Raw genomic sequence first — 11,040 nt, forward strand, 5'->3', positions numbered from 1 at the left:
TGGGCCCGATTGTTCTCCAGGGCAACCATGATCTCGTGCAGTACAAGAATCTCTGGGTCGTCTCGCAGTGAGTTTTCGTGCGCTCCAGATGGGCACCGCCCATCTGGAGCGTGCACAGCAGTTTTGGACAAAGACCATGGGGCTGGAGGAGCTTTCCTCCGGCCCCGACTCTGTGACGCTGGCGGCAGGCGCGACGCACTGGACTCTGACACAGGCGCAGACACCACCCGCCATCGCGCACTTCGCCTTCACTATCCCTGAGAATCTGTTCGACGAAGCCGTCGCCTGGCTGCGCGAGCATGCCCCGCTCCTGTCTGGCTCCGATGGCAAAGAGCTTTTTGATTTCTCTCACTGGAACGCCCACGCCGTCTACTTTACCGATCCCGACGGCAATATCGCCGAGCTGATCGCCCGGCACACGCTCCCCAACAGCCGCCGCGAGAACTTCGAGATTCTGGGCATCAGCGAGATCGGCCTCGTGACCGACGATGTTCCTGGTACTGTCGCTTCTCTTGGGCTTCCGCTTTATCGGCAGGGCGGCACGCAGTTTCAGCCCGTCGGCGATGAAGAGGGGCTTCTCATTGTCGTCCAGCATAACCGTCCCTGGTACCCTGACAATCGTCATCCGGCGCAACCGATTCCGTTAACCGTAACGCTGATGGATGGTCAGATGATTACCACTGGCCCGCCGATTGGGGAGCTCGTACCCGCTTTTTATCCAGTGGCGTGAAATCGGCGATTTCCTTGGGATCAAACTTACCAGGAATGTTCAGATCGGCGGTGAAGAGTTTCCCCTCTTGCACATAGACCAAGCGCCCCCGCTGATCCCAGTCCGCCCAGATGGCTCCCGAAAGTGATGTAACTATCTTTAGCCGTGAATCATGGACTTCGTAGCTCGGGCTTTCCGAACGTCCATAATAACCTGCGCTTCGGTGTGGCCAGAGAAGCACCAGGCTCTCATTGCTTCCTGGACGCGGTTTGGAATATACAGAGCGGAGGTGAACTGGCAGTTCAGGTGCTTCGTATGCTCCCGTCACCAGTTCCGTAAAGGTGGCATCTGGGTTGAGCGGGCCAAGCATGGAAGGGTAGGGCTCCACAGCAGTCCAGCCATTGCGCTCCATTCGGGTGAAAAACTGATCGTCATGATCCCAGAAAAGCTGGTCGTACGGAAAATCGAGCTCGGCAGGCGGTTTCCCTGCCGGCCAGCTCGTCTGATCAACCGATCCTTCTGAAACTCTGTGGGCATGCGGATCTTGATTAACCTGCACAATTATGTTTGATGTAAAGAGCCCACCCCCATAGTAGGTACCAAAGTTCGGCCACAATGCTAGGGGTCTGAGCCAAGGAGGCTTGCTGAGTGCTGTCCAGGTGTCGGGTAGCCCTTTGTTTCGCCGCCTTGCCGTATAGTTGGCGGCAAAGTAGATCAGAAGCTTCCCATCGGGAGAGAGATCGCTGCGCTCTGGGTAAAAGTTACCGACGTGCCGATCCCCCAGCTCAAACGTATCCATGTCCGTGTGCCAGAGAATGAGCTGTGTCAATTTCGTGGGGCCGCGACGGAAGATCACGCCGAGTGGGGCATCGCGTGCAAGCAAGACAAAGAGGCGGCAGGGAGGGAGTGCTTTCATATCGTCCTAATTTTAAGTTTTATGGGCGGGACGCCCTTCGTGTCGGAGCTTGCGACGACAATATGACGCCCCCGTTCATGGGGGCGAGAGTTTAGCGGCGACGATTACTTCTTCACGAGATACTTATCGAACCAGTCCATCAACAGCAACGCGTCGTTCTCGATGCCGGGCCAGCCGTGGCCTTTTCCAGGGCGACGGACTAAATCACACGCGACACCTTCTTCCTTCAGCTTTGCGATAAGGCGCTCGGACTGCTGAATCGGGACGAGCAAGTCAGCGGTGCCATGAATGAGAAAGACGGGCGGGGTGGTTTTATTGACCCCATAGATCGGTGAGAGCGTTTTGCTGAGGCGCTCTATTTCTTCGGGGGGCGTCTTGTCCGTGATCCCAAAGGCGGGCCAGTAGCCCTTTAAAAACGGATTGAGCATCGCCTTCGCGCCGTCTTTGCCGTAGTTGAGAAAGTCGGTGGGAGGGTAGAAAACCGCGGCGCACTGCACGGCGCTGGAGGCACGGTCCACGGGATCTTTGGCATTGGGATCGCCGGGGCCACCGTAGGCCGCCATCATCGTGGAGAGATGGCCGCCCGCACTGCCGCCACTGATACCCAGCTTGTCGGGGTTGATGCCCCAGCGGCTGGCGTTGGTACGAACAAAGCGCACAGAGCGGTGGATATCTTGCAGGATCTCGGGGAGCGTGAACTTGGGCTGCGTGCCATGCACAACTTGAAAGAGCGTGTAGCCCCGGTCCGCGAAGGCTTTCCCCAGAGCGGGGTTAATGTCCTCATGTCGTGAGTTCCAGCCACCACTCACCATCCAGAGAACGCCGATCCCGTTCGCCTTGGACTTCTCCGGCACAAAGACATCCATGCTCAGTGCAACGCCCGTCTTGTGGCCGTAGATCACATCAGTCTGGCGGGTCTGCGCGGACGCAGGAGAGAGAAGGGCGATGGCGGCAGTGATGCCGAAAAATATTCGTCGTGTCATGGTATGTTATTTCGCCGTGCGAGACAGGATTCCCTTGGCTTTACGTCTACGGACTGCTATCGGGAGCCAGAACATCCAGAGCCCCGTGCACCAGAGGAGCAGCAAGGCCACTGCGCTAGGAAGAAAAAGCCCCAGTTTGGTGATATCGCCCGCGAAAAAAGAACCATCGTGGAGGGTTTCGATTAGATCCGAGCGGCGGTAGGCGCTCTGGAGAACCTTGCCCGTCTCCATATCCACCTGCACCTCCCAGTCATCCTTGAGGGTCACTTTTGCGATGCCCTTACTCGGACGAATGTCCACGCGGCTGATGTCTGTCCAGCCTGACACGTTTCGCTCAGGGAGAGCTTGAACGGCACTCAGAACGTGCTCCAGGTTGATGGTGGGAGTCTTGCCGACGCCTTTTTGTTCGGGCGGCTGCACCCAAGTCCACTGTTTTTTGATCTGGAGCAAGAACCCTGTGGTGAGGATCACCAGAACCGGGAGCGCAAAGATCACACTGGTCCAGTAGTGAACCTTGCGGTTAAGAAAGTTAAAGGTCATGCCACGGCATTATAGACTAAAAACTGCGATACCATTAACGCTGAAATGCTTACTGAACTCGATCCCCGCCAGGTGCGTCTGGGCACCGGCCCCTTCGCCGATGCCCGTGACCGCAACGCCGCCTGGCTCCTGTCCCTTGATCCCAAGCGTCTGCTGCATGGCTTCTATCGCAATGCGGGATTACCCCCCTGCGGCGAGGCCTACGGTGGCTGGGAGCAACAAAGCTTGGCGGGGCACTCGCTCGGGCACTACCTCTCCGCATGTGTGCGCCTCGCCGCAGAAGCTCCCAAGGATGACCCGCGCTTTGCGGAGCGAGTCGCGCTCATTCTCTCTGAGCTAAAGCGCTGTCAAGACGCTCACACCGATGGTTTTATCGGCGGAATGCCAGACGCCGACCGGGTCTTTGAGGAGCTACGGGCTGGCGTGGTTCGTGCCAGAAACTTCGATCTCAATGACTGCTGGGTGCCCTGGTACAACCTTCACAAGCTTTTTGCGGGCTTGCTGGATGCGGCAAAATTATTCGGGGATTCCATCGCCCTCACTCTCGTCACTAAACTCGCCGACTGGGCGATTGCGGTGACAGCAAGTCTCGACGACGAAAACTGGCAGGCGATGCTTAGCTGCGAGTTCGGTGGGATGAATGAGTCTTTTACCAAGCTGTATGCGCTCACGGGCGAAGCGCGCTTCCTAGAAATGGCCGAGAAGTTTTATCACCGCGCCGTCTTAGACCCGCTCGCCGACGGGATTGATTGCTTACCGGGATTGCATGGCAACACCCAAATCCCCAAGATTATCGGCTGTGCCCGGCTCTACGAAGTGACCGGTAACGAAAAGTATCGGCGCATTGCGGAGAATTTCTGGCGCTTTGTGACGCAGAACCATAGCTACGTTATTGGTGGGCACGGGAGCGGCGAGCACTTCGGGCCGGTGGGGGATCTCTCAGAGCGGCTGACAAACACGACCTGCGAAACGTGCAATAGCTACAACCTGCTCAAGCTGACGGCTCAGCTCTTCTGCTGGGAGCCACGCGCTGAGTACGCGGACTTTATGGAGCGTGTGCGCATCAACCACATTCTCGCCAGCCAGAACCCCGCCGACGGCATGGTGTGCTACTTTGTTTCGCTGCTCTCCGGGCACTTCAAGCACTACTCCACCCCCGAGGACTCGTTCTGGTGCTGCGTGGGCACCGGCTGGGAAAACCACACCCGCTACGGCGACGGCGTTTACTTTATGGACGCCAAACACCGGGTGCTCTATGTCACGCAGCTTCTTGCCTCTGAGGTGCATGTCCCCGAATGGGGACTGATGGTGCGCCAGGAGACCACATTCCCAGAGAGCGATACAGTGCACTTTACTGTCACTGGCCCCAGCGATATTGCCGTCCGCTTACGCCTACCATCTTGGGCGGGGTATTCGGGAATCCTATGGCGTGATATTCGTAATCAGGCATTGACCTTCCCGAAAAAACGCTCTTTTGAGCCGCTTCTTGGTGCGCCACAGAAAATTGCCCTGCTCGACGGCCCGCTGGTTCTCGCCGCAGATCTCGGAGCCGCACCGTTGCCCGGCGATGCGGATGGGGGAGAGCCCTTCAACGCAAAGATTCCCCCAGTGCCGGTGCTTCTCAATCCCAAAGCCCGGACATTTGAGCGTGAGGATATCTCGCTGGTGCCGTTCTACAAGCTTCACGGGCATCGGCAGTGCGTCTACTTTGATATATTCTCCCCGAAGGACTGGAACGCACAAGAGACCACCTACCGCGCCGCTGAGGCGCAAGAGCACGCCGAGCGCACCAAGCTCCTCGATACGTTCTGGCCCAACCAGATGCAGCCCGAGCGCGACCATCACTTCACCGGCGAGGGCTTTATCGGCGGCGAGCGCAGCGCCTGGAAGTTCCGCCAAGTTAACGAAAAAGACGGCTGGTTTTCCTTCACGCTACGTAGCCTGCCTGATGCTGCTGTAGAGCTTGTCTGTACCTGGGGGCCACCGCAAGAGGGCGATGTCGAATTTACCGTCGAAGTGGAGGGCGAGCAAATTGCCACTCCGACGCTTGCTGTCGAAAAGCATAGGCATCATGTCGAGACCTATGCGCTACCGGAAGTGCTCACGCAAGGCAAAGAGCGGCTCACGGTGCGTGTGACTGGCCCCAGTGCGCCACTCTTTCTTTGCAGGCTCCAGAAAAAACTACAGTAAAGCACAAACTCCCCGGAGCCAGCGGCTCCGGGGAGTTTCTTTGTTTGTTCGTGGGCTACTTCTGGAGCCTGTCCAGTCCGATACCCGCGCTATCGTCAAACAGGACTTTTTTGTCCGTCCCCATGATGTCCTCTTTGGTGAGCTTGAGCTTCAAGTAGAGCATCTGCTGGCCGAGCTTAACATCCGACCGCAGGTAGCGCTTATCCTTCAGGCCCTCCCCATTCCAGCCCAGGCGATCCTGAACAAAGTCCGGGGCGCTCCGTGGGCTAAAGGAGACAATCAGGTCGTAGAGATCGGTCTTGAAGCCGTACATCTTCGGATCCTTGCTCATGTCTAGCTCGCGGTTTTTGCCAAACTCACTCAGCAGGAGCTTGTCCTCCGTTGCGACCAGAATTTTCTTCGTCTCCAGCTGAGCCATACGTGCTGGGTCCGACTTAAGCTCACTCATAAGACCGGGGAGATCCGCCAACGTGTAGAACTTCTTCTGACGTGTCTGAGGGGGGAAGATGTAGGTTACCAGCTGGAGCTGCCCCGCAGGCGAGATCTGTCCCGATGCCAAGGCTTGTGCCGCCGAGATTCCCTTGGGCGCACTGGCTTGATCCTTGTAGGAATAGATTCCCGCACGCTCCAGGTTTTGATCGCCTGCACCGCCAGGGTTGAACTGATAGGGCGTACCTTTCAGAGATCGTCGTCCCCCGCGTGAGCTAAGCGAGTCCTGCATGATGGTCAGGTCATCGGATACCTCGAAGCTGAAGTTCTGGGAGTCCGGCATGACATAGCCTGCATTCTGCAAGCGAACATCAACACGCGCCCCATCAACGGGCCCATCCATGACGATTCCGCTAGAGATCGTCGCGGACTTCGGATCGCCTTTGTCATCGAAGCTGAGATCGTCGTATTGATCCTTCAGACATCCTACGAGGTTCCAGCTTCCTTCGACTCTCAGAACACGGGGACGAATCCGAGTGACTTTAACCCCCATACTTGCCTCGACGGGGCCTAGACGTGCGATGTCTCTAGGGCGGCAGTAGCTGCGAACCTTCATGATGCGAAAGTTTTTCGACGCATTGTTGTAGCCCTGGCGGTTGCGGCTCTCAATGTCTTCTTTTCCAGCGACCCCTTTGGCGGCATCCCAGAGCACCTTGTGTCGCCGCATGGCATCTGCCCAGGCAGCAATCGCGCCCTCGGGATCACCCGAGCGCTCGACACAGTGGGCGAGCAGGTGCTCAATTTGGTTGATATCGTGGTTGGGATCGGCATCACGCCCCGCTTTGTAAGCATCCGCTGCCAACGGGTAGTCTTTTACTTTGTCAAAAAGGTTCCAGCCTTTTTCTTTATAGAGATCAAAGACCGTGGAATTCGCCGCGATTCCCTCATTGAGCAGTGCAAGGCCCACCGGCAAGTAGCGGCGGTCCGAGCGCTGGTCGGTATCGGTGAAGTTGTACATCAGGTGCCAGGCACCGGTGGCGTAGACATCCAGCCAGTTGGGATCGAGCCACGTGATCAGGCGCAGCAGCGGCAGGATCGCATCGTAGTTGCCCGAGTGGAAGAACGAGTCGGCGCGCACCCAGAGCAAGCCCGCAATCACCTGCCGGAAGCCCGAAATCGCCGCGAGGGAGTACTCAAAGGGCAGCCCCCCCGTTGACTTGATCACGGAGGGCGGCTCGACCGCAGGTTGGCGGCGGAGCGGGTCAATCCTGGCCTGAAGAAGGCCCTGGACTGCCAGCAGTGCCAGCGCACCTGCGGCGAGCTTGGGGTTGCCTCGCACCGCATCTAGGAAATTTTTCATCATCACACCTCGCGCCGATCAAAGACCAGGATGGAGAGAATCAGCAACACAGTGGCATAGACCACCGCGTAGATACAGTTCTGGGTGAGCAGTACCGCCTCGGACTTCACCTGCACATTGGCCTGCACCAGTGGGTTGGTGTAGTTGAAGTTGCCAAAGTTAGGCACGAGGTAGTGCACCGCCGTGAAGAACCCCTTCGCCAGGACATTTTGCGTGTTCTTCGCCAGATCCAAGGTGAAGCTGGAGAGGTTACCGACAATAAACATGGAAAATGTCAGGAAAAAGTTCACCAAAGGCGACAGAAATGTCGAGAAGAAGATCGCCAGTGCACTCAGCAGAGCCATCTGCATGTAGATCATCAGCACGCCCTTGAGCATGTTCAGTGGCCCAAAGAGACCTTCTGCGCCGCGCTGCTTCAAGGCGATAGCGATCACAAACGCAAGGCCCATCAGCCCGACATTGATAAAGATGGTGCTGGCGGCACCAAAGTACTTGCCCAGCAGAAACTCCGGGCGACGGACGGGCTTGGAGAGAATGGTATAGATCGTACGGCGCTCGATCTCGGTTGGGATGAGGTTGATTGACAGGATGACAGTGATCAACAACGCAGCCATCGAGATAATCCCCAGGCCCATACCTTTGACGAGCGTTAGCTCTTGGCGCGGGGAGAACTGCTGGAATGCGAAGGTAAGCACCAGCATCGCAAAGCCCACCATGAGGAAGGCGTTGAGAACTTTCTTGCGGAGCGCTTCGCTAATTGTATTTCGTGCAATAACAAGGGAAGTATTCATTTATTTATCCATCAAGTCCTTATACTTGTTCGCGGTCGGCTTGGCATCACTGCCCTCGACGGTGCGGTCGCCCGTGGACGCCAGGCTTCCGGTGGCGGCATCAATGCGCTCACCGACAATCTCAACAAAGAGATCTTCCAGGCGGCGTTTCTTGGGAATGACCGAGAAGACATCTCCCTTTGCGCTACGGATAGCATCGAGCAGCCCGCCCACATCCGAGTTCGGGACATTGACAGTGAGCTTCTCATCGAATGTCGTGCTCGCCAGGTTCCCTAGCTTGCCAGTAAGCTCCGCCGATGGATTGACAACCGTTACCTCGACTCGCTCGCCGCCCAGGAGCTCGTCCATAGTTCCAATGACCTGGAGCTTACCCTTATGGATAATCGAAGCACGCCCACAGACCATCTCGACATCCTCAAGCTGGTGGCTGGAGAGGAACATTGTCTTGCCTTGACGCTTGAGATCCAGCATCAGATCGCGGATGTCGCGACGTGCAATGGCGTCCAGGCCCGAGGTGGGCTCATCATAAAAGAGCAGATCGGGGTCGTTGATCAGGCTCTGTGCAATACCGACGCGCTGGCGCATTCCTTTGGAGAACTCCGCGACACGCTTGTTGACATCGCTCTTGCCACCTAGCCCAACAAAGTCCACGAGCTCGGCGGCTTTCTTTTTGGCGTCTTCGTGCTTCATGCCAAAGAGCTGCGCATAGAATGTCACGATCTCAAGAGCGGTCATGTGCTCGTAGAAATAGGGTGACTCAGGAAGATAGGCGATCTTGTGTTTTGCCTCGATATCCCCAGCGGGTTTCCCCAGGACATAAGCTTCTCCCTGCGTGGCGAAGATCAGCCCCAGCAGGATTTTAATCGTGGTTGTCTTTCCTGCGCCGTTGGCGCCCAGAAAGCCAAAAACTTCGCCTTCTCCCACGGTCACGGAGAGGTTGTCCACTGCGTTGACTACCTCGCGCTTCAGGGGGACAGGGTACTGTTTGGTCAGGTTTTTAATTTCTATGGCTGCCGCCATACGAAAGCTCCTTATGCGAAGCGAAGTGCCCTGTCGTTGGGGCCGCGCCGCTCCACGAGTGCGTTTTGGGATTGTTTTGTTTATAAACGATGACGAGGAGCGACGCAAGAAACGTGCCCCCGAATTAGTACGGATAACCCAGAGAGAATGTTCCCACTCAGGCCGCAGAAGTTTACCGCTTTGCTCTCCCAATGTCAAGCCAAGATGCAAGCGATTTGCAAATAGGCGCGGGGCAAGTCCCCATCACGGCAACTTGGCTTACTTCCAGAAAGCTTGCGAGATTTTTAAGACGAAGTGCAATGGCTTCCGCAACCATCTGTGCATCCACACCATCCTCCAGGGAGAGGGAAAGTAACTGTAGTGTATCGGTCTTTGTCTCGCGCTTTAAGTCCACTCGACCAATGAGCCTGTCGCCCAGAAGTATAGGCAACACGTAGTAGCCCCACTTGCGTTTTGCCGCCGGGACATAGACCTCCCAGGTGTAGTCAAAGTCAAAGATCTCGCGGTTGCGCTGCCGGTCGTAGATCAGTGGATCGAGGGGGGCTAACAACCTCCCCCCGGGCTCCGCTCGTTCCTCGCTCCGACCGACCCGGGTACCCTCGGGGTGCGGCTCCGCGAAGGGGGTAAGTTCTTTTAGCGTGTACCAGGGCTTGGTGAGGCCGTCAATCTCGACTTTGCAAAACGCGCTCTCCCCGAGCGTTGCGAGATCGTCGCGCCGAGGGCGAAAGAGCGCTTTGGCCTTGAGGCGCTTGCGAGCAAGATAACGCGCCGCCTCTTCCGGGTCAGGGAGCGTGGCATTGTCGGTGTGCCACTGTGCCAGCTCCGGGGCGACACGCTCCAGGCGATCAAAGTAGCGCTCGAAGTTCTTACGGTGCGCAATCCCGAGCTTCCCGTGTAGCCAGAGCTTCTCTGCCACCTGCGAGATCACGGTGGAGCGCGTTCCCCAGCCGGAGAGCATGTGCCCGAAGTCGTTCCCATGACGGCGTGTAGAGAGCGGCCCGTGGGTGTCCAGCGCGGCCAAAAACGCCTCCGCGACGGGCTCTTCTTCGGGAAGCAAGCCCTGCCAGCGCCCTGGTGTCTGTGTCCGAGCTTTCTTGCGGCGCACAAAATAGGGGTAGTCTGCACGGGGAAGTGCCGCGAGGTTGGGGAAATGGATCTCAAAGGCGCTCGCCGAGGAACTCTCACTGCCGTAGAGCGTGTCGGCTAGCTTTTTGGGGGTGTAGTTTTTCACCCGAGGCCATAGGATCAAATCATGCATCCGGCCACAAATCGGGATCGAGTCCTCTTGCACAAACTCCAACTGCTGAATCGCCGCTTCCGTATCAGAAAGGCTCTGCCAGCTCTCAAGCGCAAAGGCGCGGATGAGAAACGCCCGAGCGGCCTCTTTGGGTATTCGAATCGTCTGCACGACTCTTGATTCGTCGGCGAACGCCCGTTTTCCTTCTGGCGAGCGTTTTTAGTGTACACTAGTGCATGCAAAAATCACGAGAGATTCGGACGACAGGGCGCATCCTCCTCCCCGAGGAACGTGCGCATCGCCTTGCGGTGGACATGGCGGACGCGCGCGAGCTGCTTCGTCGAGTACTGGCCGCACAAAGCAAAGATAGTGCCATGGCTCGTGAGCGGGAGACCCGCCGAGACCGAGAAAATGATCAACGTCGCCTGGAGACGCTCCTGGACCAGGCCGAACGAGACGCCCGAGATCTAGAGCGCGATTTGGTGCGCCTGAGCACCTCTGCGTACTTGGACGTGCCACGTATCGCCCTACGCGACGACGAGCTACGCGAGGTCGTGGACGCTATCAAGCGCCGTAGCTTCCCGGAGGACAAGCTCAGCACTCTGCGCGTCGCCACACGCAGTAGCTATCTCACCTGTAACCAGCTTCGCGTCCTGATTGGCCTGTTCAACTTCAGCGAAGGAAAAGAGGAAGTGGCCGTCACGCTCTACCCACGCCTCACCGACCCTCAGCGTTTTTTCACGCTAGCAGACGCCTTCCCCTTTTCCAGCACCTGGCGCAGCGTGTGCGCCAAGCTAGGGATCCTTTAGTTTTACACCCGTCGTTTTAAACGAGCCCTTGCCGGGCAGCCAAGAGTGCGGCCTCG

10 protein-coding genes are annotated in these 11,040 nt (G+C 57.4%); 3 read left to right on the forward strand and 7 right to left on the reverse strand.

The window, feature by feature from the left end; genetic code table 11:
* Positions 1-67: 67 nt before the first annotated feature.
* Entirely contained in the window at positions 68-730 is a 663-nt protein-coding gene (locus ACH2EH_RS16130; protein ID WP_395143132.1) for a VOC family protein, read from the forward strand.
* Here the strand turns inward: ACH2EH_RS16130 and ACH2EH_RS16135 are convergent.
* The 3 genes from ACH2EH_RS16135 to ACH2EH_RS16145 form a co-directional block, all read right to left on the reverse strand.
* A complete protein-coding gene (locus ACH2EH_RS16135) occupies positions 675-1,625 on the reverse strand; it encodes a hypothetical protein (protein ID WP_395143133.1) in 951 nt (316 codons plus the stop codon). The two genes, ACH2EH_RS16130 and ACH2EH_RS16135, sit on opposite strands and share 56 nt — an antisense overlap.
* A 104-nt stretch (positions 1,626-1,729) precedes the next feature.
* On the reverse strand, positions 1,730-2,608 hold the full coding sequence (locus ACH2EH_RS16140; RefSeq protein WP_395143135.1) for an alpha/beta hydrolase fold domain-containing protein: 879 nt from the start codon (positions 2,606-2,608) through the stop codon (positions 1,730-1,732).
* 6 nt (positions 2,609-2,614) lie between these two features.
* A complete protein-coding gene (locus tag ACH2EH_RS16145; protein ID WP_395143137.1) occupies positions 2,615-3,148 on the reverse strand; it encodes a PepSY domain-containing protein in 534 nt (177 codons plus the stop codon).
* Between the two features lie 45 nt (positions 3,149-3,193).
* Here ACH2EH_RS16145 and ACH2EH_RS16150 point away from each other — a divergent pair, with 45 nt between their 5' ends.
* A complete protein-coding gene (locus tag ACH2EH_RS16150; RefSeq protein WP_395143139.1) occupies positions 3,194-5,338 on the forward strand; it encodes a beta-L-arabinofuranosidase domain-containing protein in 2,145 nt (714 codons plus the stop codon).
* A 55-nt stretch (positions 5,339-5,393) separates the two neighbouring features.
* On the opposite strand, the gene ACH2EH_RS16155 is transcribed toward ACH2EH_RS16150, so the two are convergent.
* The 4 genes from ACH2EH_RS16155 to ACH2EH_RS16170 all read right to left on the reverse strand — a co-directional run bounded on the left by ACH2EH_RS16155 (position 5,394) and on the right by ACH2EH_RS16170 (position 10,346).
* Positions 5,394-7,130: a tetratricopeptide repeat protein gene (locus ACH2EH_RS16155; RefSeq protein ID WP_395143141.1), complete on the reverse strand. Its 1,737-nt coding sequence runs from the start codon at positions 7,128-7,130 to the stop codon at positions 5,394-5,396.
* Positions 7,130-7,918, reverse strand: coding sequence for an ABC transporter permease (locus tag ACH2EH_RS16160; RefSeq protein ID WP_309689544.1), 789 nt, complete (start codon positions 7,916-7,918; stop codon positions 7,130-7,132). The genes ACH2EH_RS16155 and ACH2EH_RS16160 overlap by 1 nt, the downstream gene beginning before the upstream one ends.
* Positions 7,919-8,938: an ABC transporter ATP-binding protein gene (locus ACH2EH_RS16165; protein WP_395143143.1), complete on the reverse strand. Its 1,020-nt coding sequence runs from the start codon at positions 8,936-8,938 to the stop codon at positions 7,919-7,921.
* Positions 8,939-9,110: 172 nt separating this feature from the next.
* On the reverse strand, positions 9,111-10,346 hold the full coding sequence (locus ACH2EH_RS16170) for a DNA glycosylase AlkZ-like family protein (protein WP_395143145.1): 1,236 nt from the start codon (positions 10,344-10,346) through the stop codon (positions 9,111-9,113).
* A gap of 65 nt (positions 10,347-10,411) precedes the next feature.
* On the opposite strand from ACH2EH_RS16170, the gene ACH2EH_RS16175 reads away from it, so the two are divergent.
* Positions 10,412-10,984, forward strand: coding sequence for a DUF4476 domain-containing protein (locus ACH2EH_RS16175; RefSeq protein ID WP_395143147.1), 573 nt, complete (start codon positions 10,412-10,414; stop codon positions 10,982-10,984).
* Positions 10,985-11,040 lie beyond the last annotated feature (56 nt).

The organism is Armatimonas sp., from assembly GCF_043760365.1.
Taxonomy (GTDB): Bacteria; Armatimonadota; Armatimonadia; order Armatimonadales; family Armatimonadaceae; genus Armatimonas.

Excerpts from the sequence above, each read along its gene's own strand:
- ACH2EH_RS16135 (WP_395143133.1), bottom strand. The coding sequence starts at position 1,625 with ATGAAAGCACTCCCTCCCTGCCGCCTCTTTGTCTTGCTTGCACGCGAT.
- ACH2EH_RS16140 (WP_395143135.1), bottom strand. The coding sequence starts at position 2,608 with ATGACACGACGAATATTTTTCGGCATCACTGCCGCCATCGCCCTTCTC.
- ACH2EH_RS16145 (WP_395143137.1), bottom strand. The coding sequence starts at position 3,148 with ATGACCTTTAACTTTCTTAACCGCAAGGTTCACTACTGGACCAGTGTG.
- ACH2EH_RS16150 (WP_395143139.1), top strand. The coding sequence starts at position 3,194 with ATGCTTACTGAACTCGATCCCCGCCAGGTGCGTCTGGGCACCGGCCCC.
- ACH2EH_RS16155 (WP_395143141.1), bottom strand. The coding sequence starts at position 7,130 with ATGATGAAAAATTTCCTAGATGCGGTGCGAGGCAACCCCAAGCTCGCC.
- ACH2EH_RS16160 (WP_309689544.1), bottom strand. The coding sequence starts at position 7,918 with ATGAATACTTCCCTTGTTATTGCACGAAATACAATTAGCGAAGCGCTC.
- ACH2EH_RS16165 (WP_395143143.1), bottom strand. The coding sequence starts at position 8,938 with ATGGCGGCAGCCATAGAAATTAAAAACCTGACCAAACAGTACCCTGTC.
- ACH2EH_RS16175 (WP_395143147.1), top strand. The coding sequence starts at position 10,412 with ATGCAAAAATCACGAGAGATTCGGACGACAGGGCGCATCCTCCTCCCC.